The 24,759-nt window shown below is 68.0% G+C and carries 16 protein-coding genes; 7 read left to right on the top strand and 9 right to left on the bottom strand.

Annotated elements, in window-relative coordinates; all coding sequences use genetic code 11:
* Positions 1-37: 37 nt before the first annotated feature.
* The 4 genes from ON22_RS06325 to ON22_RS06310 form a co-directional block, all read right to left on the bottom strand.
* Positions 38-1,018: an ABC transporter ATP-binding protein gene (locus ON22_RS06325; protein WP_033246008.1), complete on the bottom strand. Its 981-nt coding sequence runs from the start codon at positions 1,016-1,018 to the stop codon at positions 38-40.
* 15 nt (positions 1,019-1,033) lie between these two features.
* Positions 1,034-1,882 (bottom strand): ABC transporter permease, encoded by an 849-nt coding sequence (locus ON22_RS06320; protein WP_231508695.1) that lies wholly within the window; start codon positions 1,880-1,882, stop codon positions 1,034-1,036.
* Complete coding sequence (locus ON22_RS06315) at positions 1,875-2,702, bottom strand: ABC transporter permease (protein WP_051157210.1); 828 nt, start codon at positions 2,700-2,702, stop codon at positions 1,875-1,877. Before ON22_RS06315 ends, ON22_RS06320 begins: the two co-directional genes overlap by 8 nt.
* Positions 2,703-2,806: 104 nt before the next feature.
* On the bottom strand, positions 2,807-4,846 hold the full coding sequence (locus ON22_RS06310) for an NADPH-dependent 2,4-dienoyl-CoA reductase (protein WP_033246007.1): 2,040 nt from the start codon (positions 4,844-4,846) through the stop codon (positions 2,807-2,809).
* 733 nt (positions 4,847-5,579) lie between these two features.
* On the opposite strand from ON22_RS06310, the gene ON22_RS06305 reads away from it, so the two are divergent.
* Together ON22_RS06305 and ON22_RS06300 are read left to right on the top strand one after the other, a co-directional pair.
* Complete coding sequence (locus ON22_RS06305) at positions 5,580-6,212, top strand: transglycosylase SLT domain-containing protein (RefSeq protein WP_033246006.1); 633 nt, start codon at positions 5,580-5,582, stop codon at positions 6,210-6,212.
* A 538-nt stretch (positions 6,213-6,750) separates the two neighbouring features.
* Complete coding sequence (locus ON22_RS06300) at positions 6,751-7,062, top strand: hypothetical protein (protein WP_033246005.1); 312 nt, start codon at positions 6,751-6,753, stop codon at positions 7,060-7,062.
* A gap of 120 nt (positions 7,063-7,182) precedes the next feature.
* Here the strand turns inward: ON22_RS06300 and ON22_RS06295 are convergent, their stop codons facing one another.
* Positions 7,183-9,300: an acyltransferase family protein gene (locus tag ON22_RS06295; protein ID WP_033246083.1), complete on the bottom strand. Its 2,118-nt coding sequence runs from the start codon at positions 9,298-9,300 to the stop codon at positions 7,183-7,185.
* 323 nt (positions 9,301-9,623) lie between these two features.
* Here ON22_RS06295 and ON22_RS06290 point away from each other — a divergent pair, with 323 nt between their 5' ends.
* Complete coding sequence (locus tag ON22_RS06290; protein WP_033246004.1) at positions 9,624-9,929, top strand: excalibur calcium-binding domain-containing protein; 306 nt, start codon at positions 9,624-9,626, stop codon at positions 9,927-9,929.
* A gap of 69 nt (positions 9,930-9,998) precedes the next feature.
* Here the strand turns inward: ON22_RS06290 and ON22_RS06285 are convergent, their stop codons facing one another.
* Complete coding sequence (locus ON22_RS06285; protein ID WP_033246082.1) at positions 9,999-10,220, bottom strand: DUF3618 domain-containing protein; 222 nt, start codon at positions 10,218-10,220, stop codon at positions 9,999-10,001.
* 186 nt (positions 10,221-10,406) lie between these two features.
* On the opposite strand from ON22_RS06285, the gene bcp reads away from it, so the two are divergent.
* The gene (bcp, locus tag ON22_RS06280; protein ID WP_033246003.1) at positions 10,407-10,880 is read left to right on the top strand and encodes a thioredoxin-dependent thiol peroxidase; all 474 of its coding nucleotides are present in this window, start codon (positions 10,407-10,409) and stop codon (positions 10,878-10,880) included.
* A 244-nt stretch (positions 10,881-11,124) separates the two neighbouring features.
* Here the strand turns inward: bcp and ON22_RS06275 are convergent, their stop codons facing one another.
* Positions 11,125-11,907, bottom strand: a complete 783-nt coding sequence (locus tag ON22_RS06275; RefSeq protein WP_231508694.1) for a TetR/AcrR family transcriptional regulator — start codon at positions 11,905-11,907, stop codon at positions 11,125-11,127.
* Between the two features lie 208 nt (positions 11,908-12,115).
* On the opposite strand from ON22_RS06275, the gene ON22_RS06270 reads away from it, so the two are divergent.
* The 3 genes from ON22_RS06270 to ON22_RS06260 all read left to right on the top strand — a co-directional run bounded on the left by ON22_RS06270 (position 12,116) and on the right by ON22_RS06260 (position 14,718).
* Complete coding sequence (locus tag ON22_RS06270; protein ID WP_033246002.1) at positions 12,116-13,063, top strand: daunorubicin resistance protein DrrA family ABC transporter ATP-binding protein; 948 nt, start codon at positions 12,116-12,118, stop codon at positions 13,061-13,063.
* Between the two features lie 77 nt (positions 13,064-13,140).
* Positions 13,141-13,869: an ABC transporter permease gene (locus tag ON22_RS06265; RefSeq protein WP_033246080.1), complete on the top strand. Its 729-nt coding sequence runs from the start codon at positions 13,141-13,143 to the stop codon at positions 13,867-13,869.
* Positions 13,870-14,097: 228 nt separating this feature from the next.
* A complete protein-coding gene (locus ON22_RS06260; RefSeq protein WP_081595377.1) occupies positions 14,098-14,718 on the top strand; it encodes a TetR/AcrR family transcriptional regulator in 621 nt (206 codons plus the stop codon).
* Between the two features lie 121 nt (positions 14,719-14,839).
* Here the strand turns inward: ON22_RS06260 and acpS are convergent, their stop codons facing one another.
* Both acpS and ON22_RS06250 read right to left on the bottom strand, forming a co-directional pair.
* The gene (gene acpS, locus ON22_RS06255; RefSeq protein WP_033246001.1) at positions 14,840-15,277 is read right to left on the bottom strand and encodes a holo-ACP synthase AcpS; all 438 of its coding nucleotides are present in this window, start codon (positions 15,275-15,277) and stop codon (positions 14,840-14,842) included.
* Positions 15,278-15,288: 11 nt separating this feature from the next.
* Positions 15,289-24,630, bottom strand: coding sequence for a type I polyketide synthase (locus tag ON22_RS06250; protein WP_033246000.1), 9,342 nt, complete (start codon positions 24,628-24,630; stop codon positions 15,289-15,291).
* Positions 24,631-24,759 lie beyond the last annotated feature (129 nt).

Genomic DNA, 24,759 nt, shown 5'->3' with positions numbered 1-24,759 from the left:
GAGGCGCCGGTCCCCCGGGACCGGCGCCTCGACTGTTTCAGCGAGCGGTTTCGTACAGCCGCCGCACGATGTCCTCGATATCGGGTTCTTCGATGGACAGATCACGAACCTCGGCGCGAGCCGAGACCTCGGCCAGTAGCTGCGCGGCGGTGGTGGTATCGGCGTCGAAGGCGAGCCGCTGCCGCATTCCGTCTGCTTCGCAGCCGAGTAACTGCACCTCGGGTAGATCGCGCAGTGGCGGCGCCGGCATCGTGAGATCGACGATCAGAACCCGCTGTGCACCCACCATCGCGCCCAGGCCGGGCAGCGACCCGTCGTAGGCGAGCCGCCCGTGGTCCACCACCAGTACGCGATCGCAGAGCCGCTCGATATCCCCCATATCGTGTGTGGTGAGCAATAGTGTGGTGCCCCGTTCGAGCCGTTCGGCCCGCAGGAATTCGCGCAGCCGCTGTTTGGACAGGACATCCAGGCCGATGGTCGGCTCGTCGAGCACGATCAGTTCCGGGGAATGCAGCAGCGCCGCCGCGATCTCGGCGCGCATCCGCTGCCCCAGCGACAACTGCCGGACGGGTGTATCGAGGGTGTCCCCCATTTCCAGTTGGTCGACCAGTTCCGCGGTACGAGCCCGGCCGGCCACGGGATCCAAGCGGTGGATGGCGGCCAGGATCGTGAACGATTCGCGCAGCGGCAGGTCCCACCACAGCTGAGAGCGCTGCCCGAACACCACACCGATCCGGCCGGCCAGTTCCCGGCGCCGCCGGATCGGTTCCAGCCCGCAGGTGCGCACCGTGCCGGAAGTGGGCACGAGGATGCCGGCGAGCATCTTGATGGTGGTCGATTTCCCGGCCCCGTTGGCACCGATATAGCCGACCGCCGCGCCCCGTTCGACCCGGAAGCTCATCGCGTCCACCGCCGTGACGACCTCACGCCTGGGCCGCCGCCAGGTGCCGTCGCGCCGGTACCTGACGAACTCTCGCGTCAGTTCCTCGACTTCGATGATCGAATCCGCCCCGGCCATCACCGATCTCCCATCTCATCCACCGCCGCTCTGATAGTGCCGGGTGCCCAGTCGCCACATCACCGCCGCCAGCAGCCACGCCCAGCCCGCCGCCAGCGGTACGCACCAGGCGAGCCAGGACGGTAGCCCGTCCGGACCCGGTAGCCCCAGGACGGCCAGCGTCGGAAAGTAGGCAGTGAAGGCGACCGGTATCGCGACGCAGAACAGGATCCGCAGTGGAGTGGGGAACACCGAGGCGGGCTGGGTTGCCGCGAAGGATCCGCCGTAGGTGAAGCTGTTGGTCAGCTCCGCGCCGTCGATCAGGAAGAACTGGCAGCCCGCGGCCACCACGAACAGGCCCGCGAACAGGACTGCGCCGCTGACGACGGTCAGCGCAAGCAGCACCACCGTGCCCACGGACCATTCGATATCGTTGCGCACCAACCCGGCTGCCAGCACGATCAGGGCGACACCGCCCCGTGCCAGCCGGCGCAGCGAGAAATCGCTGGTGATCAGCTGTAACAGCACCGGCTGCGGGCGCAGATGATAGATATCGAACATCCCGAGCCGGATCAGGGTGGGCAGCTTGTCCAGATGACCGCAGACGAGCTGGGCCGAGGCGAACGCGAGATTGCTGAGCCCGAACAGCAGGAGCGCGGCATCCATATCCAGGCCGCCCAGCACTTTTGCCTGCCGGAAGATCAGCCATACCTCGGCGAATTCCACGAGACCCAGCAGCGTCGCCGCCAGGATTTCGCCGGCGAAGGACAGCCGGTACGAACGCTGCGCCCGGATGCGCGAATTCAGCACCGCGGCGTACGGCGCCCAGCGGGATCCGGCGGGGCCGGGCCGCCGCGGTATGGCGGACAGTGCGGTCTCAACCACCCTGGACCTCCATCTTCTGCCTGCCCGCCGCCAGCAGTACACGCCCCAGCGCGCCCACGGCCAGCAGCCAGAAGATCTGCGTTCCGACCACCTGCACCGCGGCCCAGCCGACGACCCGTCCGGACAGCACATCCACCGGCACCTGCAGCATCGACGGGAAGGGCGTCGCGTTGGCGAATGTCTTCAACCAATCCGGGAAGACGTGCACCGGAACGAAGAGGCCCGCGAGAAAGGGCCCGCAGGTCTGGTAGAGGGTTCGGATACCGCGGGTTTCCACCACCCAGAAACCCACCGTGGTCAACGCGAACAGAGCCAGGCAGGAAATCGCGATCCCCAGCAGGAGGCTCAGGGCACCGAGTAGATAGGACGCCGGCGTACCGGGCAGCATCAGGCCGAAGGTGAGCGAACCGATGAGCAGGCTCGGCACCAGGCGCGGGATCAAGGCGCAGAGGCCTCGTCCGAGATCGGTGGCGAGATTGCTCAGCTGGACATCGACGGGCCGCAGGAAATCGACGACGATATCCCCGGAGCGGATCCGTTCGCCGAGTTCGTGTTCCGCGGACAAGAACTGCAGGCTACCGAGGAGACCCTGCGAGATCCAGACATAGGCGCCGATGCTACCGGCGTCATATCCGGCGAACCCGCCGGTGGCGCCGACGGCCGCGACCATCACCGAGGCGCGAACGAATCCGAATACGGAGTTGGTGAACAGTCCGGCGAACATCGCCAGTTTGTAGTGCCACTGCCGCCGGAACCCGGCCACGAGCAGACGCCAGTAGACGGGCACAGATCCCGTGAGATCGGCCACGGCAGCGAGCACTCTCACCCCACCTCGTCCGGACACAAGGACGAGACCTTACCGCGCAACCCCTTTCGGAAAAAGGGAATTTCGCGATCCGGTTCGAGGCGACCTGCGGTATACGCCTAGAGCACGGCGGCCAATCTCGTGCCCTGGTCGATGGCGCGTTTGGCATCCAGTTCGGCGGCCAGCTGCGCCCCGCCGATCACATGTACGGTCATCGCGGCGGCGGCAAGGTCGGATTCGAGGTCACGGACCGATTCCTGGCCTGCGCAGACGATCACGTTGTCGACCCGGACCACCCGGGGCCGCGCTCGCTGCGGACCGAAGCTGATATGCAACCCGTCGTCGTCGATCCGCTCGTAGTTGACGCCGCCGATCTGCTGCACCCCTTTGGCTTTCAGCGCGGCCCGGTGTACCCAGCCCGTCGTCTTACCCAGCCCTTTGCCGAATGGTGTGTCCTTGCGCTGCAGCAGAACGACCTCACGTGCCGCCGGCCCCGGCCGGGCGGCACGTAATTGACCGCGCAGCTGCTCGTCGTCGGTGTCCACCCCCCATTCCTGTTTCCATTCGTCCGGTTTCAGCGTGGGATGACCTTCCACGGTGAGGTATTCGCTCACATCGAATCCGATTCCGCCCGCCCCGATCACGGCGACCCGCGCCCCGACCGGTTTCTGCTCACGAACCAGTTCCGCGTAGGACAGGACCATCGGATGGTCGATTCCCGGGATATCGGGAAGCCGCGGCCGGACCCCTGTGGCCAGCACCACCTCGTCGTACCCGCCGGTGCGCAATGCGGCGGCGGTGACCTTCGTGTTCAGGTGCACCCGCACCCCGGTCACCTCCAGCCGGCGGGTGAAATAGCGAATGGATTCGTCGAATTCCTCTTTGCCGGGGATACGCCGGGCGATATCGAACTGTCCCCCGATCCGGTCCAGCGCTTCGAACAACTCGACCCGGTGCCCGCGCTCGGCCAGGTTCACCGCGGCCGACAGGCCCGCCGGCCCGGCACCCACCACCGCGATATGTTTCGCGCGCCGGGTGGGCGCCAGCACGAGTTCGGTTTCGTGGCCGGCCCGCGGGTTGAGCAGACAGGACACCGTCTTGCGCTGGAAAGCGTGATCGAGGCAGGCCTGGTTGCAGGCGATACAGGTATTGATCTCGTCGCCCCGGCCCGCTGCCGCCTTGTTCGCCCATTCCGGATCGGCCAGCAGCGGCCGGGCCATGGAGATCAGCTGGGCATCGCCGCGGGTCAGGATCTCCTCGGCGATTTCGGGCATATTGATCCGGTTCGACGCGCACACCGGGATATCCACCGCCGCGGTGATCTTGGCGGTGAATTCGACGAAGGCCGCCCGCGGCACCGAGGTGACGATGGTCGGCACCCGTGCCTCGTGCCAGCCGATATCGGTGTTGAGGACACTGACCCCCGCCGCCTCGAGTTCCTGTGCCAGCTCGACGATTTCGGTGAAATTCTGGCCGTTCTCGACGAGTTCGGCCATCGACAACCGGAAGATGATCAGGAAATCCGGGCCGACGGCGGCACGGGTCCGGCGCACGATCTCCACGGCCAGCCGGCGCCGGTTCACCGCAGACCCACCCCAGCGATCGGTGCGGTGGTTGGTCCGCGGCGCAAGGAACTGGTTGATGAAATAGCCTTCGCCGCCCATGATTTCGACCCCGTCGTAACCGGCGAATCGAGCCAGTTCGGCGCAGCGCACATAATCGTCGATGGTGCGCCGGACCCCGCGGTCCGAGAGCGCGCGCGGCCGGAACGGGTTGATCGGCGCCTTGATCGAGGAGGCGGAAACGCTGCCCGGCACATAGGCGTAGCGCCCCGCGTGCAGGATCTGCAGTGCGATCTTCGCGCCGGCGTCGTGCACGGCGCGGGTGACGGCGCGGTGCCGATAGGCCTCGGTGCGGCTGGTCAGCTTCGCGCCGAACGGCAGCAGCCATCCGGTGCGATTGGGAGCGTAGCCGCCGGTGATGATCAGCCCGACCCCGCCGCGTGCCCGTTCGGCGAAGTAGGCGGCCAGGCGGTTCACATCCCAGGCCCGGTCCTCCAGGCCGGTATGCATCGATCCCATGACCACCCTGTTCCGCAGTGTGGTGCCGCCCAGTTGGAGCGGGCTGAACAACTGCGGGTAACTCGTCGTCGAGTCCATCGCGGGCTCTCTTTCCGATATCCATCCGGACCCCGGCGCGGCGCGGGGCCTGCCGGACCTCATCACACCATTGCGTACGCGGCGATGACCACCCCCCGGCCCCCGCCCGGGCGAGAAACGGCCGTACACCTGCCGAGATGCACGGTTCGGCGCCGGCGGATCCGCCGGTTTTCCCATTACGGAACCGTCACGAGAACCTGAATCCAGGGTGTACCGGCAAAAGTTTTGTGTCGTGCACCACATGACGTTTAAAGACATTCCCCCAGGTCGAGGCGATACCGGAACACGTTCATTTCACCGTTCAAGATCGGCCTCGTTTTTTTCTCAGGTTCCGTTCACCTGCTGTTCACCTGCCGTGACCATTCTGAGATCCGGTCGGAAACGACCTGAGGTTCGACTGCTCCGCGAGATTGTGAACGCCGGGTTGGAAACAACCGGCCGGACCAGCCCGGCACAGCGCCGTAGATGAATACCGACACGGTATGGCGACGGCCGAACCCGAACCACTCTACTCCACCGGGAGGTGGAGATCCGCCGGCGCGGCGGCCCGGGAAACCACCCGGCACCGCGGATGCGCCTTCCGGACCCGAACCGGCCTGCGTTCGGTGTCACACAACAAAACCCGACAACAGCACAGTCATGTTTTCAGGTCGCGACCCACCGGTCGCCACCGAAGATCCGTGCTGCCCGAACCGGGCCGGATCCCGAGACCGATCAAGGACCGAATCCGCTCATGTACAACCACCGTTTCTCCAGCCTGCGCCGTCGCACCAAACGCGAAGCGATGGGCTTTGTGCTCGCCACTGCCGGTGTCGTCGCCGTCACCGCGTCCTCCGCGGTCTCCATGGCCGACAACAGCGCGCCCACCAAGGTCGCGATGGTCGCCGAGCAGAAGCCTGCCGTGGCCGAGGTCGCAGCAGCAGCCCCCGCACCGAAGGTGGAGCCTGCCGCCGCCGCACCGGCCCCGGCTCCCGCACCCGCCCCGGCTCCCGCGCCGGCCCCGGCGCCCGCCCCCGCACCGGCACCGGCTCCCGCCCCGGTCTACCCCAACAACCTCGACGGCTGGATCCGCCAGGCCCTCGACGTCATGCACGCGAACGGCATCCCGGGCAGCTACGAAGGCATCCAGCGCAACATCCTGCGCGAATCCTCGGGTAACCCCGGCGCCATCAACCTCTGGGACTCGAACGCCATCGCGGGCATCCCCTCCAAGGGCCTGCTCCAGGTGATCGACCCCACCTTCGCCGCGTACCACGTAGCCGGCACCCCGTTCGACGTCTGGAACCCGGTCTCGAACATCGTGGCGGCCTGCAACTACGCCGCCCACAAGTACGGCTCGATGGACAACGTCAACAGCGCGTACTGAGTTATTGGCGCCGACTCCGTCGGCGCGGGGTTTTGGCCCCCCTTGGTCCCTGCTGTCAGCACTCGATGCTCGCGGCTGCGCCGCATCGCATCGAGCACTGACAGCAGGGACGGGCCAAAACCTCTCAGGGCCTCGCTGAACTCGGCAGCACCGTTGGTTGCGTCGGGGTTTCGGGGAAGGGCCTTGCTGGACTCGGCACCACCGCGGTTGCGTCGGGGTTCGGGGAGGGGCCTTGTTGAACTAGGTGCCGCCGTTGGTTGCGTTGGGGTTCGGCGAGAGCCTGTTGAACGCGGGACCACCGTTGGTTACGACGGGCGGTCGCGGGGGGCACAACTACAGCTTGGTCATCGGTGTGGGCACATCGTGGACGCAACGGCGCGTACCACTGTCCGCGAGCGTGGCCAGGGGGAACCCCACAATGGCGTGGGTGCGCGGTGTCGTGTGAAAACGCGGCACCGCGCAGTGCTGTCCAGGCACCGCGCAGCGCTGTCCAACGCGGCACTGCGCAGTGCTCTCCGAAGCCCACTTACACTTGTGTATGGCCGATTACGCGCATTCTCCGGCCGCGGAGGCCGGCCGGGCCGCCAAATCGCGGCAGCTGGCCGGATATCTGTGGGACCGGGCGATCACCGGTTCCGAACTACTCGAACTGCCCGACCCGGTGCGGCGCAAGCTGGCGCGCGCGGCGGGGGTCAACCCGCCCAGCACCGCGGAGACCTGGCGGTCGGTGGCCGGGCTCCTGGACGAGAAGGCGGCCTGGGCCGAACGTAACCCCGACCACCCGGCCGCGCGACGACCCCACCGTGAGGAGAAGCTCCTGTGGGTGAAGCCGCCGATAACCCCGTGGTGAGGGGCTTATCGGGGGCTTGTCTGTTGCTCACCACCGGTTCGTGGATGTCCCGCACACCAGCCGGCCGGCGCACCTCACGCCCAGCCGGTGGATGTATCTACCCCAGCCGGTGAGCGCACCTCACCACCAGCCGGTGGCGATACCTATCTGCCGTTCCAGTTCCGGGGCGAGGGTGCGTGCATAGCTGGCGCTGAGATGGTGTTCGTCGTGGTACACCAGCACGTTGCCTTCGACCACCCGGCAGATCTCCGGTCCGCATACCGAATCGGTGAGATCCAGCAGGCGCATATTCGGGAACGCCGCCGCATGGATCAGGGCGGGATTCACCGGTGCCAGCGCCGCCGTACGCGACATACCGCAGGTCGCGCTGTCCCCACCGGCGGCCAGGCAGTCCACGGCGCTGTAGCGCACTCCGGTCGGGCTGCGCAGCCAGGGCGTGTCACGGATGGCGAGCACGTTCAGGTTGCGTTCGGCCAGCGCCGCCCACACATCGAGGTATTCGGCAGGTACCGCGTCGCCTCCGCTGGGCCAGATCGGGGCCGTGGCAGTGGTGAAGACCCAGTCCGGCGGATCGGCGGCCAGGATGTCGACCACCGCGCGGGACCAATCACGGCAATCGGAGATATCCAGACCTCGGTATTGGGCGTCGTCGCGGATATTGAGCGAACAGCCCATCTTCAGGTACACGACCACTTTGATGTCGTGGACTTTCGCCAGTGCGTCCATGGCGGGCATCCAATGCTCGGCATGGGAATTTCCGACCATGGCGATGGTGCGTGAACCGTTGGGATCCCCGTAGGTGCAGGTCGTCACTTCTTTGTTGAACCAGTCGGAGATACAGCCGTCGCGGGTGGGTGCCGGGAGGTCGTTGGAGGCCTCCAGGATCGAGGGCCGCAGCTTCGCCACCGGCACCTCGGCACCGGCGAACAATGCCTCGGCACCCGGATATTCGTTCACCGGTAGCGCCTCGACCGGCTGGGAAGGAGTCCGGGCGACCACTACCTGCCAGGAAACGCAAGCGCCCAGGACCAACACCCCGACCAGGCTCACTGCGACACCGGGGACACGGCGCCGCCAGACCGGGGTCGTCACAGTTGCGCCCGAACGCACTCGTAGTGGTTCCTCGATGAACTTGTTGGTGATCACGGCGAGAATCAGCGAGGCCCCGATGACCAGCAGCCCGCCGTCTAGTCCCGCATGCGGTTTCCCGGCCTGCACCAGGTAGTAGATGAGCAGTGGCCAGTGCCACAGATACAGGGAATACGCGATGGCGCCGAGTTCGACCATCGGCCGGGTCGCGAGCAGCCGGTTGACGATCGGCTGCTGCCCGCTCTCCGTGCGGATCCCGGCGATGATCAACGCGACCGCGGCGCCGACCGGGAACAATGCGGCCGGCCCCGGGAACTGGCGGGCGCCGTCGAACAGCAGACCGCAAACCAGCACGGCGACGAGGCCACCGACCGCGAGCAAGGCCGCCAGGGACCGCCCGATCCGGCCGGCCCCGAGCCGCAGCCACGGTAGCGCCGCGGCCAGCAGGGCGCCGGTCAGCAACTCCCAGGCGCGGGCGGCGCTGTCGTAATAGGTCCACTCCTGCGACACCGTCATCCAGACGGTGGCGTAGACGAACGAGGCGGCACCCAGCAGCACAGACAGCGCCACGATCGCGGGCCGCACCGCACCCGGCGAGCCGAAGCGCCGGCACACCCACGCGACCAGTCCCAGCAGCACAACAATGGCCACATAGAACTGTCCCTGGACCGCCATCGACCACAGATGCTGCAGCGGACTCACCGAGGGATCGGCGGCCAGATAACTCTCCGCAGCCTGCGCGAGGTACCAATTCTGGTAGTAGAGGGCCGAGGCCATCGTCTGCCCCGACATATCGCCCCAGGTCGAGTACGGCTTGGTCGCAATGGTGGCGACGCCCACCGCGGCGAGCACGACCATGAGGGCGGGCAGCAGCCGCCGTGCCGTACGCGTGGCGACCTGCCGCGCGTCGACCACGCCGGTGCGTTCCACCCGCCGCAGCAACATTCCGGTGAAGAAGAACCCGGACAGGACCAGGAAGATATCGACGCCGCCGGAAACCTTGCCGTACCAGACGTGGAAGGCGACTACCAGGGCGATCGCGATACCGCGGAGACCATCGAGGTCGAGCCGGTAATCGGCCGAACGGGCGGGGGTACCGGGCTGCGCTGCCGGAGATGGCTCGGCTGCGTCACGGTCTTTGATTCGCAACAACTGCTCTCTCCGACCTATCGACTTATCCGCCGGGCCCTGTGGGGATCGATTGACAGCAGCGAAGAGCGAGCCTCGGACATAGCATGCATCCCTATCACAATGTGTGGTCTCCAGCGAATTCCGCCGCTGTTCGGGCGGGCTTCGCGACCGCGGCGCACCTCGTCGCGGCAACCGGGGAGTACCCAGCCCCGGCCGCGATTTCTCCATGTCTTATCCAGGCCATACGAGTTGACAATCGAGGCGGGCCTCACAACAGTGGTAGCCGCGCGTTCTCCGTTCGGACGCATGATCCACCCCCCCCAGCAGACATAGAGGAATTCATGAACGTACGCCAGCTCTATGTCAGCGCCGCCGCCGCGGGGCTGACTCTCCTGGCCGCTCCCGTTGTGGGCGCCGGTTCCGCACAGGCCCTCCCTCCGTTGGCGGGCACCGGCTCCTCTACGGTGGACGCCCTGCTCGGTGCCACCGGTTCGGCGCAGCTGGCGCAGACCGGTTCCGCCGGTGGCGCCTTCAAGAACTGTGACGAAGCGCGCGCCGCGGGTCGGGCGCCGATCTTCCGCGGTGAGCCCGGGTTCGCCCCGCACCTGGATCCGGACGGCGACGGGTTCGCTTGCCCCACCGTCTGATTCGATCCCACTGCGCACAAACGCCCGGTGACGGAGTTTTCCGTCACCGGGCGTTGTCGTCTGCGGTGTTCAGCGCAGGATCTTGAACAGCACCGCACCCGCGAGCAGCACGCCCGCACCGATCAGGCTGTACTTCACCTTGGGCTCGCTCATCTTGGCCAGCGCCAGCTGTTTGGTGCCCTCGGCGATCCGCTGCGGATCGGCCCGCACCGCGATCTCGTCCAGGGTGCCGGCCAACCGCTCCCGCGCGGCCTCGATCTCCTGTTCGATCCGCTCGGTTTCCTTTGCCACCTTCACGCCTCCTGTACCTGGTCTGCCGCGTCCACCGGCGGCCGATGATCACCCCTGGGTCGCGGTTTGTCACCGCGGCGCGCCAGGGTTCGCGCACGAGTGTATCCGGGGTCACCGCGACCGCTGTCCGCTCGACGCCCACCGAGTCCGGGTCCGCGAGTCACAGGGTTCGGTTACGGTGCGAGTGTGACCGAAAACCATCGACTCTCCCCGGGCGATCCGGCACCCGATTTCACTCTTCTCGACGCGGACGGCAACGAGGTATCGCTGGCCGATTACCGCGGCCGCAAAGTCGTGGTGTATTTCTACCCCGCTGCGAGCACGCCCGGCTGCACCAAGCAGGCGTGCGATTTCCGGGACAATCTCGGTGAATTGAACGAAGCAGGCCTGGCGGTGATCGGGATCTCCCCCGACAAACCGGCCAAACTCGCCAAATTCCGGGATGCCGAACGGCTCAACTTTCCGCTGCTGTCCGATCCCGAACGCAAGGTCCTCACCGAATGGGGCGCGTTCGGCGAGAAGACCATGTACGGCAAGAAGGTGACCGGCGTCATCCGGTCGACCTTCCTCGTCGACGCCGAAGGCAGAATCGAAGTCGCCCAGTACAACGTGCGTGCCACGGGCCACGTCGCCAAACTACGCCGCGACCTTTCGGTGTAGCCGCGGACACGGCGCAGCATCCGCCGGCGCCCATCCGGCGCCGGCAGTGAGCGCCCGCCGCCGACCCGTCACGGCCGGGTCCGCATCGGGCAGCACCGACCTTGCGACGACCGTGCGTTCGATCGAACCCGCCGGAGGCTGCCGCATCCAGGACGCCGCGAAACCGGTGCCCAGCCCGGACCGGATCGCGCTTGCTTTCGGTTCATCGATGAGGGCGATCCGGCGGGGACGTGTTCCCGGGCGATCAGTCGTAGGACTCGACCAGGCGCTCGTAGCCGTCGAGCAGCAGCTCCAGACTGCGTTCGAAGAACAGATCCTCCCAGTTTTCTCCGTCCTGTTCGAATGCCTGAGCTCGCACGACGGCCGTGACGGCGGGGAAACGTTCGGGGTCGATCACGCGTTCGAGAATGTCCCAATCACCCTCGGATTCCGGGTTACCCGGGTCGATTTCGGCGACCAAACGGGCCCGGCCGATCACAAACAGCGTCAGGTTCACCACCAGCTGCAATTTGATCGGTTCCGGCACCCGCGTCTGCCCGAGCGCCGACAGGCCCGCCTCCAGCCATGCCATGTTGTTCGGTCCCAGCGGCGGTGCCGTCATCCGCACACTGAGCCAGCCCGCATGCTTGGCGATCAGCCGGTACTCCGCCCACGCCCATTCGTGTAGCACCGCCCGCCACGGGGTGCCGGGCGCAGTCTCCGGAGGTGTCCCCAGCACCCGGTCCAGTGCAATCTCCACCAGGGTGGCTTTGCTGTCGACATAGCGGTACAGCGACATCGCGGTGAACCCGAGGCGCTCGGCGACCTTGTTCATCGACAGTGCGGCGAACCCCTCCTCGTCGGCGAGTTCGATCGCGGCGTCCACGATCTGCTCCAGGCTCAGCCCGCGACGGGGCCCCCGAGTTCCGGCCGGCGCCAGGCCCCACATGAGCTCGATCGATTTCGGGAGCGGCCGTTCGGTATCCGCCGCGGCCGCTGTCCCTTCGGGGACGGCCGTGGCCGGTCCATTGTCCGCTGCGCTCGGCATCGATCTGGATTCCTTCCGTCGGTTTCCGCGACCGGGTTCGCGGTGGTCGGCAGGCCGGCCGGACAGCGGCCGGCCCTCTGGCGCCCTCCCCTTCCTACCACCGCGTTCCCCGCCGTCCTTGCGCCCCGCTTCAAACTGTGTACTCTCTAATCAGAATATATGCCATATACAGTTTATCCGGCATACAGTTCTACGAACGGAGCCCACTATGACCGCCCCACCTGCCATTTCCCTCGCCGGCCTCGGCAAATCCTTCGGCGACCACCGGGTCCTCGCCGGTATCGACCTCGATATCGCGCCCGGAACGGTGTTCTCCCTCCTCGGCCCCAACGGCGCCGGGAAAACCACGATGGTGCGCATCCTGGCGACCCTGACCGGTCCGGACGACGGAACCGCCCGGGTCGCCGGATACGACGTAGCGCACGAACCGGACCGAGTCCGAGCCGCCATCGGCGTCACCGGCCAGTACGCCGCACTGGACAAAGTGCTCACCGGCACCGAGAACCTGCACATGGTCGGCCGGCTACTGCATCTGAGCCGGTCGGAAGTCCGCCGGCGCACCACCGAGCTCGTGGAACGCTTCGATCTCGTGGCAGCCGCCGGACGGCCCGCGAGCACCTACTCCGGCGGTATGCGCCGCCGCCTCGACCTCGCCATGAGCCTGATGGGGCGCCCGGAGGTGGTCTTCCTCGACGAACCCACCACGGGGCTGGACCCGCGTAGCCGCCGCGAACTCTGGCAGGTCATCCGGGAACTGGTCGACGACGGCGTGACGGTTTTCCTCACCACCCAGTACCTGGAGGAAGCCGATCAACTGGCCGACCGGATCGCGGTCCTGTACGACGGCCGCATCGTCGCGGACGGAACCCCGGCCGAACTCAAACAACTCACCCCCGGCGGCCATATCGTCTTCCGCTTCGCCGACCGCGCGAACCTGGCCGCCGCGGCGCGCGTGACCGGTTTCCCGGAAACCGATCCGGACGAACTCACCCTGCAGGTCCCGTCCGACGGGCAGGTCACCCATCTCAAACATCTGCTGGACGAGTTCGCCGCACTCGATATCACCGTCGAACGGCTCAGCGTGCACACCCCGGATCTCGACGATGTCTTCTTCGCACTGACCAGCCGTCCCGCCGAAGCCGTACCGGCCGCATAGCGACCCGCGCGCTTTCCCACTCACAGAAAGCCACTGACGTGACCACCCTCACCCACGCCGCACAGGATGCGGCAACAATGACGGCCCGCAATCTCCGTCATACGATGCGCAGTCCCGACGCGCTGATCAGCACCCTCGCGCTGCCGATCATGATCCTGCTCATGTTCGTCTACGTCTTCGGCGGGGCGATGGATGTCGGCGGCGCCTTCGTCGATTACGTGGTGCCCGGGATCGTGCTGATGTGCGCCTGTTTCGGCGCCTCGACCACGGCGATCAGTGTTTCGGTCGATATCGCCGAAGGTATCGTCGACCGCTTCCGCACCATGGCGATCAGCCGCTCGTCGTTCCTCACCGGACACATCACCGAAAGTCTGCTGCGCAATATCCTGGCCACCGCGGTGGTGGTGATCGTCGCCCTGGCCATCGGTTTCCGGCCGACCGCCGATCCGCTGCGCTGGCTCGCCGCCGCGGCACTCCTGGCACTGGTGGTGGTGGCGCTCTCCTGGATGTCGGCGTGCTTCGGGTTGCTCGCCAGTAGTCCGGAGGCCGCCAACGGATTCACCATCTTCGCGATGTTCATTCCCTACGTCAGCAGCGCCTTCGTTCCGCCGGAGACCATGCCGGACTGGCTGCGCGGTTTCGCCGAACACCAGCCGGTGACACCGGTCATCGAAACCCTGCGCGGCCTGCTCGTCGGGACCCCGATCGGCAACAGCGCGGTACTCGCGGTCGTCTGGTGGGGCTCCATCGCCGTGGTGTGCTACGGCATCGCCCTGGTTCTCTTCCACCGCAAGACCCGCAACTGAGCCGGACTCCCGGCCGATCCGGCGCCCGCGAGGCGTGTTGCGGGCCCCGGATCGGTGGTGTGCCGGTGGTGAGACATGACAGACTCGCCGTCACATTCCGTACTCTCCCACCACCACCTTCGACCTACCGCTAGCCTGGGACATGTGAACGTACGTACGGAGGCCACAGTGAAACGGCGTCCGGACCCTGCGCTGGAATTGGAACTGCAGGACGATCCGCAGGAACTCATGCCGCGGCGGCGTCCGACCCAGGAGCGCAGTAAGCGGAAGTTCGACGCGCTGCTGCAGTCATCCCGGGAACTTCTGGTCGAGGTGGGTTTCGAATCGTTCACCTGTGAAGAGGTCGCCGCCCGGGCCGAAGTGCCGATCGGAACGCTGTACCAGTTCTTCGCCAACAAGTACGTCATCGTCTGCGAACTGAACCGGCAGGACCTGGTCGCGGTATCGCAGGAACTGGCCGATTTCCACGGCGAGATCCCGTCGCTGGACTGGTTGCGGCATATGAACCAGTTCGTCGATCATCTGGCGAGCCTGTGGATGACCGACCCGTCCCGCCGCGAGGTGTGGCTGGCCATGCAGTCCACCCCGTCCACCCGGGCCACCGGCGCCATCCACGAAAAGGAATTCGCCGAGGTCGTCTCGCAGATGCTGCGGCCGCTCACCCCGCGCACTCCCCGCGCCCGGCGCACCATGATGGCCGAGGTGCTGGTGCACGTGGTGTATTCGATGATGAATTTCTCGGTACAGGACGAACAGAGCCATGCCGACGCGGTCGCCGAACTCAAACGGCTGATGGTCGCCTATCTTTTGGTCGCGGAGAAAGAATCCCGCACCGCCAGTCAGGGCTGAATCACCCGCACTCGACGTATTCGGCCCGCCCGCGGACCGGCGCTCTCCAGCGGTCGACCGCCGACACGAAAGGCCCGGAGTGACGGACACTCCGGGCCTTTCGTTGTTCCGGTGACGGCGCTCAGTTCTCCGGCGAGCGGCCTTCGATCAGGTCGGCCAGCTCACCCGGGTCCTCCAGCACCACCATGGCGGCCGCCGTGTCCCCGTCGTGGGTGAGCGATAGGTGTACCCGCACCCGTGGCAGGAATTCCGCGGCCAGGCCGTGCAGTTTGATGCTCGGCCTGCCCCAGGCGTCGTTCACCACTTCGATCAGCGGGTACGGGTTGTCGCCGATCTGCGGGCGGCGGGCGAAGCGGGAGGAGGCCCAGGCTTTGAGCACGGCCTCCTTCGCCGCCCACCGCGCCGCGTAACTGCGGGCCGGGTCGGTGGCCTTGCTCTGGCAGTAACGCCGCTCACCGGCGGTGAAACTTTCCCGGAGCATGGTGGTTCCGGCCCGTTCCAGTTGTTCGGTGAACTCGGAGATGGTTACCAAGTCCAAGCCGATTCCGAGGATCGTCACAGTGGCGCAGCCTACGGGGTACCGGCCGCGGCGGCATCGGTATCGCCGCCGACGAACCGGCCGGTCTCGCAACCGGCGCCGTCGACCTGGTAGATCCCGTCCCCGAGTCGAGCGGTCTCGGACAGCAGCATCTCGGCTTCCAGGCCGCGAACCTGTGCGGCCGGGGTGCCGTCGCCACCGAACCGCCGGTCGGCCGGCCGCTCGTAGAGCGCGGCCCCGCCGCACATCGCCTCGACGATGCGCTGGCGGCCGGCCAGCTGCCGTTCCTGCGCCCGGCGCTGGTACTCGTCGCGCCGGGCCGGTTCGATCGCCTGCACGAACGCCTGCGGATGCACCACCGCGAGCAGGCCGGAGACATGCCCGAAGCCGAGCGAGGTCACCAGGCCGGCCTTGAGCGGGAACCGGTCGCCGAACCGCAGCGCCTCGCGCAACCACACCAGATGCGAGTATTCGCGCATCTTGTCGTCCACACAGTCGAGGCTGCGGTTGGGCGGCAGCACACCGTTTTCCAGCACCTGGCACAGGCCGATGAGCTGGAAGGCGGCCGCACCGCCCTTGGCGTGCCCGGTGAGGCTCTTCTGCGAGACCACGAACAGCGGGGCGCCGTCGGAGCGGCCGATCGCCGCGGCCAGCCGCTCGTGCAGTTCGGATTCGTTGGGATCGTTGGCCGCTGTGGAGGTGTCGTGCTTGGAGATCACCGCGATATCGTCCGGGCCGACACCGAGTTTGCGCAGTTCGGCGGCGAAACGGGATTCCCGCCCGCCCCGGCCCGCACCGAGCGCGCCGAGTCCGGGCGCCGGAATGGAGGTGTGCACGCCGTCGGCGAAGGACTGCGCGTAGGCCACCACACCGAGCACCGGCAGACCCATTTCGAGTGCGACATCACCGCGGGCCAGCAGTACCGTGCCACCGCCCTGCGATTCCACGAACCCGCCGCGGCGGCGGTCGTTGGCGCGGGAGAAGTAGCGGTCGCTGATGCCCTTGGCGCTCATGGCCGCCGAATCCGCAGTCGCGGACATATCACCGAACCCGACGATGCCCTCGATACCGAGATCGTCGAAACCACCGGCCACGACCACCTCGGCCTTACCGAGCTTGATCTTGTCGACGCCCTCTTCGACCGATACCGCGGCCGTGGCGCACGCCGCCACCGGATGCACCATGGCGCCGTAACTGCCCACATAGGACTGCACCACGTGCGCCAGCGCCACATTCGGCAGCGCTTCCTGCAGGATATCGTTCGGCCGCGGTTCGCCGAGCAGATTGTCGATGTAGAGCGAGCGCATCGAGGACATCCCGCCCATACCGGTGCCCTGGGTGTTGGCCACCAGGCTGGGATGCACCCAGCTCATCAGTTCGGACGGATCGAAGCCGGACCCGACGAACGCGTCGACGGTGCAGGCGATATTCCACAGGGCGACCCGGTCGATCGAGGACGCCATATCGGCGGAGATACCCCACACCGTGGGATCCCAGCCGGTCGGGATCTGGCCACCGACGGTGCGCGAGAGTTTCGCGCGCCGCGGCACCCGGATCTCGGTGCCTGCCTTACGGGTCACCGTCCAGTCACCGGAGCCGGCGATCGGGGTGATCACCGTATGCTCCGGCGCGGCCTCATGGAATGCCCGCGCCTCGGCTTCGCTGCCGACGGTGAACGACAGATCCTGGTCGAGGAACACCGAGGTCATCAGCGGGCTGCTGTTGTCGACCATGGCGGCGTCGTCGGCGTACCGCCGGATTCCACAGCGTTCGACGACGGCATCGTGATACCGCTCGGCCAGTTCGGCCTCCGGTACGTAGTCACCGGATTCGGTGTCGTACCAGCCCGGTTTCGGCTCGTTCTCCCAGACCACCATGCCGGTCGTCCAGGCCAGCTCCAGGACGCCGGCCGCCGACAGTTCGTCGGAGACCTCCATCTCGAAGCGGGTGCGCGCGGAACCGTAGGGTCCGAGTTCGCCGGCGCCGACGATCACGACCATATCGGTGAGATCGGTGGTCACCGTGCCCCATTCGGGAACCGGCAGCGCGGAGGTCAGGGTCGGCGGTGCGGGCAGCGCGGATATCCGCAAGGCGTCCGATTCCTCGGTCACCTCACCCGCCTCGGCATCCGCGGCCTCCTGCGCCTGCCGTGCCAGTTCGGGCAGATCGAGCTTCGCCTCGGCCAGCCCACCGGTGAGGTCGATCTGCTGCGGACCCGATTCGGTCACCGAACGCGCCTCGCCGGTGGCCCATTTCAGCAGTTCGTCGGCAATCTCGCCCGTCGACCAGGTCCGCACACCGGCCTTTTCCACGGCCTCGACCATGGGGTCGTTATGGCCCATCAGCCCGGTACCGCGGACCCAGCCGATCAGCGCATGCACCAGGGTGACCCGGGCCGCCCAGGTCTTCTCCGCCCGCCATTTCGCGACCACGGCATCGAGTGCGGCCTTGGCCTCACCATAGGCACCGTCGCCACCGAACAGGCCACGGTTGGGCGAACCGGGCAGCACCACATGCAGTTTCGCGTCGACATCGTGATCGGCGCCCAGCTTGGACAGCCCACCGATCAGCCGCTCGACCGACCACAGCAGGACCCGCATCTCCATTTCGGCGCGCGCGCCGGCATCGGAGAGGTCACCGGCCACCCGCGGCGCCGCGAACGGCAGCAGCAGAGTCGGGGTGAACGCGTCCTTGGTTTTGACCTTCGCGCCACCGGCATTGTCGACCTGTTCGGTGCCGACCCAGTCGATCAGTGCGTCGATATCGGTGTAGGAGGCCATATTCGCCGGGACCACCCACAGAGCCGCGCCCTGGCGGGCGTTCGCGCGGTAGAGGTCGCGGTAGAAACCGAGCCGGTGGTCGTCGAGGCGGGAGGTCGTGACGATCACGGTCGCGCCGCCGCCGAGCAGGCGACCGGCCGCCGCGGCGGCGATGGAACCCTTGCTGGCGCCGGTGACCACGGCGATCTCGCCGGTCCATTCGCCCGCGCCGGCCTCGTCCCGGGCCGCGGTGGCGATCCGCTCGTAGTGGCCGGCCAGTACCGAACGGGCCTCGTGCACGGCCCGCTGCCGCCACCAGTCGGCTTGCGCGGCAACGGCTTCACCGGCACCGCGGAATCCGTCCACCGGCTGCTGCGCGGTTTCCGCGTCGTCCCCCGGCCACAACCGGGCCAGGTCTTCGCGGGCAGTGGCCCACCGGTCGTCGATGAGCACCGCCTTGCGGGCGTCGAAGGCCGGGGCGACCAGTCGCGGCCAGTCCGACCCCAGTTCCGCCGAAACCAGATCGACCAGGCCGTCTTCGGTGGTTTCCACCGCGGAGACCTGCTCGTCCAGGCCGAGCTGCTCCAGCACCAGGCGGGCGGCCGAGGCCAGCACACCGTCCTTACCGGTGATCTGTTCGGTGAATTCGCCGAGCGCGGCGGCGTCCACGGTGCCGCCGGCGGATCCACCGGCCGCGGGCAGCGCGACAGAGACCCCGCGGCGTGCCGCCACGGCCTGGACGGCCGCGTCGACGGCGGCGTCCACGGACGCACCGTCGCTGAGCGTCCCGGAAACGAGACCGCCCAGGTCACCGCCGCGCACACTGGCGCCTTCGCGGGTCCCCAGCGAAACCTCGGCGGTGATATGGCTGGCCCAGCCGTCACCGAGTTCCCAGACCTTCTTCACGCGTTCGGCGATCGCGGCCGGACGTTTACCGGACGGCCCGAACACCTTGCGGAGGTGATCGCCGATGGCATCGCTGAGCACCGAGCCGAACGGCTTGTAGGTGCGGGCCAGCCGTTCGACGGTCGCGGAGAGCGCACCCATATCGGCGTCGGCGGCGCCGTCGATCGCACCGAGCGACAGCTCGGAGCCCAGGTCGACCAGCAGCTGGTTACGACGTGAGGACACACCGTCGCACAGACCCTCGATGGTGTCGACGGGGCCGATCTGGTCGAGGCGGAGTTTGGTCCACAGCGCGATCAGCACCCTGGTCGCATCCGCCGCGGTGAAGGCGATATCGTCCGGCCGCGGTCCACCGGTGGCCGCCGGCGCGGGGGCGGCAGGTGCGGCAGCCGGGGCAGCAGCCGCGGCGGGCGCCTCGGCGACCTCCTCGACCGGCTCGTCCACGGGCGCCGGATCGGTATCGGTCGAGTACACGACCGCCGCCTCACGCTCGATATTGAGGACTTCCACGGTGGCGGTGGTGAAATCGGGCAGTTTCAGCGTCTGGCTCGCCAGGTTGGCCACGGTCGGAGTGGCACCCAGGCCGACCTCCACGAACCGCTCCACACCGAGCTCGCCGAACAGCAGATCCTGGGTTTCGATCCACCGGACCGGGCTGGCGAACTGCCAGGCCAGCAGTTCGATCAGCACCACGCGGCACAGTTCGCTGGGCCGCTGCGACCAGGAGTCGAAGTCCGCGAGCACAGCTGCCAGCGGCTCCGACGGCACCAGATCGGCGATCTCGGCGACGAACTCGCGTTCCAGCGAGAACGGCCGCGGTACCAGGTTCGGGATATACCGCCCGACCAGGACCTCCGGATGCAGTTCCGCCGGCAGCAGCTGTTCGAGCTTGCCACGGAATTCCGGCACACCCTTGCGCAGCACGGTCGAATGGAACGGCACATCGATACCGGGAACGAGGATGAACGCGCGTTTACCGCCGAATTCCTCACGACGCCGCTCGATCTCGGCTTCCAGCGCATCCAGACCGGCCACGGTGCCCGCGATGGCGTACTGCGAACCGCGCAGGTTCAGGTTCACCACCTCGAGGAATTCCCCGGCCGCCGCGCCGACACCGGCGACGAAATCGATCACCTCGTCGTCGGGAAGCCCGATCTGCGAGGGCCGGATGGCCGCCATCCGATAGTCACTGCGCCCCTGCGCATCCCGCGGCACCAGCTCGTGCATGGCCGACCCGCGCTGGAACACGACCTCGAGCACGGCCTCCAGCGGCAGCACTCCCGCGACCGCGGCGAGCGCGTTGTATTCACCGACCGAATGCCCGGCCAGCAGCGAACCCTCCACGAAGGCACCGGCTTCCCGCAGCTCCGCGACCTGCGCGACACCGAGGGTGGCCATCGCGACCTGTGTGAACTGGGTCAGGTGCAGCACGCCGTCCGGGTGCCGGTGCTCGACGCCGCGGGCCTTCAGATAGGTCGGGTTGTCACGCACCACCGCCAGGATGGAGAAGCCGAGCGCTTCCCGGGTGTGCTTGTCCGCGCGATCCCAGATCGCCTTGGCGGCCTTGGACCGGGTTCGGGCATCGAGGCCCATCCCCTTGCTCTGGATGCCCTGCCCGGGGAACGCGTACACGGTGTTCGGCGCGGCGGTGCGTCCGGTCGCGGTCATCACCAGATCCCCGCTGGCCCGGCAGGAAACCTCGATGATCTCGGCGCCGGCGTCGACGGCGACCCGCTCGACCCGCACGTCGATCTCCGCGCCCGGCCGCACCATCCCGAGGAACCGGGTGGTCCACGCGGTGAGCGTGCGCGCCGGGACCGAGGCCTGCGGATCCACCGCGGACACCGCGTGCTGGGCGGCGGCCGACAGCCACATACCGTGCACGATCGGACTGCCCAGACCGGCCAGTTTCGCGGCCGCGTCGCTGGTGTGGATCGGGTTGTGATCGCCGGAGACCGCGGCGAAGGCGGCCATACTGCGCGGCGCGACCATGGTCACGTCCCGGCGGCGGCGCCGCGGGGTTTCGCCGGCCTCGGCGCTCACGGTGCCCGCGGCCCGCGGCGGATCGGTCAGCTCACCGGCGCCGCTGCGGCCGCGGATGGCGAACCGTTCGGCGAGCCGGGCCAGCGGCACCACATCCAGGCCCTGGTCCCGCATCTCGCCGACGGTGACGTTCACCTCGACCACGCGGCCGAGGTCGGTGTCGACAACGGTCCCGGATTCGGCGCGCACCACGAGAATGCTGGTGACGTCGGGGAGTTCGCGCAGCAGTTCGACCTGATGGTCCAGATGCACCAGGTCCAGCATGCCCTCGATCACGCTGGCACCGGATTCGGTACGGGACGCGCCCAGTACCGCGAACACCGCCGGCCAGCATGCGCCGACCAGAACGTCGGGCACGGTGCGGCCGAGGGTGCTCAGGTTCGCCGGCAGTCCGGCCCCGGTGACCCCGGCGTGGTCGGCGATCAGGTCCGGCGTCCACGCCAGATTGATATGCGCGATATTGCCCTTCACTTCGGGCAGCGTCTGCCCGGCAGCGACGGCCAGCAGGGCCGACATGGCGGCGTCGGCATCGGTTTCGGACACCACCGGCGCCCCGCCGTTGTACACCGATACCGGCACGGTGATCCGGATTCGGACACTGTGCCCGGCGGCGAGCGGAACGGACAGCTCCACATACGAATGTTCGGCCTCGGGCCCCTCGGTTTCCACGAGCGTGGCACCGGTCGGCGGATGCACCGCACCCTTCTCGTCCACGGTCCACTCGTGCAGATCGCCCAGCCGGTGCACCGGGTTCATCGTCGCCCGGCCCGACCAGTGCATATCGGGTGCCGCGAGCACCACATCGATCGGCCCGCCGGTCACCGCGGCGACCCGGCGCGCGTCGACGGCCGCGGGGACGACCCCGTCCCGGACCAGTGAGTAGGCGGCGTCCTGCTCGAACCGGTCCAGCAGTTCACCGACCGGCTCGTCGACCCGGGTGATCCCGGCTACCGCGACGGTGCCCGGGATAACGCACACCTGATCGGCCGAATACCGCGGATCATGGGCCTGCCACAGCGAATCCGAACGCCACCAGCGCCGCACATCCTGGTCCACCACGGGGACGAAGTTCACCGGCTTACCGGGCGTCTTGCACAGCGCGATGAAGAACGGCACATCGGCCGGATGCAGCAGGGTCTGCCCGGACGCCGGATACTGCTCCGCCAGCCGCGCGAGCGCGGCGGCCGGGTTCTCCAGATCCTCGTCACGGAACAGGGAGTCGATCTCACCGCGATCGGCCGGCGCCAGCCGCGCCTCGGCCCGCCGCAGCATCTCCGCGAACCGGTCGCGCCAGCTGATATCCAGCCACACCGAGCGGGTGGAGGCGGTGATCGCGTCACCGAGATCGCTTCCGCAGTCGAAATCCGCGCGGCATTCCTGCCCTACCGCCAGCTCCACATACCGCTCGAGCCAGGCGAGGTAGGTCATGGCCGCGACATCACCGAAGTACGGTTTCGCGGTCGCGTCCAGGGCGGCGACGATCTCCGCGCGCCGCTGCGCCACCGCGTCCGCGTCACCGGCGACCTCGTCGAGCAACCGACCGGTCCGCGAGGCGGCATTGTCGATCTCGTGGATATCGGCGCCGAGCTGGCTGCGGCCCGAAGCCATCCCGCCACTGGCGGTTCCGGCGCCGACCCAATCCGGGGTGCCGGGGGTGTCCACCAGCAGCTGCTTCACCTCGGGCGCGGTGGTCGCCTCGAGGGTCGCCATGGCCGCGGTGCCCACCAGCACACCGTCCAGCGGCATCGCCGGATAGCCGTGTGCCGCCGACCAGGCGCCGGTCAGGTACTCGGTGGCCCGCTCCGGGGTTCCGATACCGCCGCCGACGCACACCACGACATTCTCGTGTGTCCGCAGTTCGGCATAGGTTCCGAGCAGGAGATCGTCGAGATCCTCCCAGGAGTGGTGCCCACCGGCCTTACCACCCTCGATATGCATGATCACCGGGTAGCCGGGCACCTCGCCGGCGATCCGCAGCACCGAGCGGATCTGCGCGACAGTGCCAGGTTTGAACGCGACGTGGCTGATCCCCACCTCGGTCAGTTCTTCGATCAGCGCGACGGCTTCCTCGAGCTCCGGGATACCGGCGGTGACGATCACACCGTCGAACGGAGCGCCCGCCGCGCGTGCCTTCTGAACCAGGCGCTTACCGCCCAGCTGCAGTTTCCACAGGTAGGGGTCCAGGAACAGCGAATTGAACTGCACCTGCCGGCCCGGGTGCAGCAGTTCCTTCAGTTCTTCGACACGGTCGGCGAAGATCTGCTCGGTCACCTGACCGCCACCGGCCAGTTCGGCCCAGTGCCCGGCATTGGCGGCCGCCGCAACGATCTTCGCGTCCACCGTGGTCGGCGTCATACCGGCCAGCAGGATCGGCGAACGTCCGGTGAGCCGAGTGAACGCGGTCTCCACCACGATCCGCCCGTTCGGCAGCCGAACCGGCTTCGGCGCGAAAGCCGTCCAGGGCTGCGCCACCTCCGGCGTCGCGCCCGGGGTGAGCAGATTGCGCTGCCCGGCGCGGGTCGCCACCGCGACCATGCCGACACCGCTGCCCTTGAGCGCACTACCGCTGACCCGCGACAGCAGATCTCCCGGGCCGAGGTCCAGGATCCACTCCGCGCCCGCGTTCACCATCTCGTCGACCGTCTCGACCCAGTCGACCGGTTCCACCAAGATATCGCGCGCCATCTGCCCGGCCAGCTCGGTATCGAGCCCGCACTGCGCGGCCCAGCCGGAGACCAGATCGACGGTGTCGCCCAGCGCCGGATGGTGGAAAGCCACATCCACCTCCAGGTCCTCGAACACCGGCGCGAACACCGCGCCACCGCGCTGTTTCGCGGCCCGCTCGCGGTCCTGTTCGGCGTTCAGCTGCTCGCACCGCTGCCGCACCCGCTGCAGCGCTTCCGGGGTACCCGAGAGCACCACCCGGCGACGCCCGTTACGGATCGACAGCACCGCCGCGGACTGCGGATCGGCGCCCTCGAACACCTCGTCGAGAACGGCCCGCAGCTCATCGGGGTCGATATTGGATACCGCGACCATCGAGGAGCGCTCTCCCACCGGCATCAGCCCGCGCCGGCGCGCGACCAGCCCCGCCGCCGCGCCGACGAGCTGGCCGATGGCCAGCATTTCCGCGTCGCGGCGGCCACAGGTTTTGACCGCGGTCGCAGCCAACAGGCCTTGGGAATGGCCCACGATCGAGACCGGCGCGAACTCCGCCGGGTCCAGCCCTTGTAAGCGGAGGGCGCGCAGCGCGGCGAGCTGGGTCAGCAGCACGCCCGGCATGGAGACCGCCGCCGAACGCAGCACCCGCTCCGACGGTGCGTCCGAGGTCTCGGTCTCGTCGTCGGCGAGGTCGTCCTCGAGCATCCAGGCCACCGGGTCGAAACCGACGGGGCGCACCGTGAGCAGCTGATCGGCCACCGGCTCGAGCAGCGCGGCGGCCTCGTTGACCAGCGCGGTCAGGTCGGGCTCCAGGGCCGCGTCGCGGGCGATTTCGGACAGTTCCCCCAGCCAGCTGGCCCCTTGCCCGCCGAAGGCCAGGGCGTAGGGGGTGCCTGCGCGCAGCTGGTCCAGCAGCGGCGTGCGATTCGTCTCGGAGACAGTCCGGCCCGCGGTCGCGTTCACCCGATATCCGGAACCGGACGCGGTGCTCTCGTTAATCGTCAAGACGCTTCGACTTTCTCTCGTGGCGACAGGTCTGCGGAGACTTCCCCGGCTCCCCGGCCGCGCGCGGGAATCCCACGCTCGACGGCCTGATATCAGCGAGGATTCCACAAAATCATGAGGGAACCCTCA

The organism is Nocardia carnea NBRC 14403 (genome assembly GCF_000308515.1).
In the GTDB taxonomy this organism is placed as follows: Bacteria; Actinomycetota; Actinomycetes; order Mycobacteriales; family Mycobacteriaceae; genus Nocardia; species Nocardia carnea.
Note: the sequence above shows the minus strand (reverse complement) of the source record. Positions and strands in the feature narration are given on the sequence as shown.

Coding starts and splice junctions, on each gene's coding strand:
- ON22_RS06300 (WP_033246005.1), top strand. CDS start 6,751: ATGGCCGATTACGCGCATTCTCCGGCCGCGGAGGCCGGCCGGGCCGCC.
- ON22_RS06310 (WP_033246007.1), bottom strand. CDS start 4,846: ATGGACTCGACGACGAGTTACCCGCAGTTGTTCAGCCCGCTCCAACTG.
- ON22_RS06265 (WP_033246080.1), top strand. CDS start 13,141: ATGACGGCCCGCAATCTCCGTCATACGATGCGCAGTCCCGACGCGCTG.
- ON22_RS06270 (WP_033246002.1), top strand. CDS start 12,116: ATGACCGCCCCACCTGCCATTTCCCTCGCCGGCCTCGGCAAATCCTTC.
- ON22_RS06325 (WP_033246008.1), bottom strand. CDS start 1,018: ATGGCCGGGGCGGATTCGATCATCGAAGTCGAGGAACTGACGCGAGAG.
- ON22_RS06275 (WP_231508694.1), bottom strand. CDS start 11,907: ATGCCGAGCGCAGCGGACAATGGACCGGCCACGGCCGTCCCCGAAGGG.
- ON22_RS06260 (WP_081595377.1), top strand. CDS start 14,098: ATGCCGCGGCGGCGTCCGACCCAGGAGCGCAGTAAGCGGAAGTTCGAC.
- ON22_RS06290 (WP_033246004.1), top strand. CDS start 9,624: ATGAACGTACGCCAGCTCTATGTCAGCGCCGCCGCCGCGGGGCTGACT.
- ON22_RS06305 (WP_033246006.1), top strand. CDS start 5,580: ATGTACAACCACCGTTTCTCCAGCCTGCGCCGTCGCACCAAACGCGAA.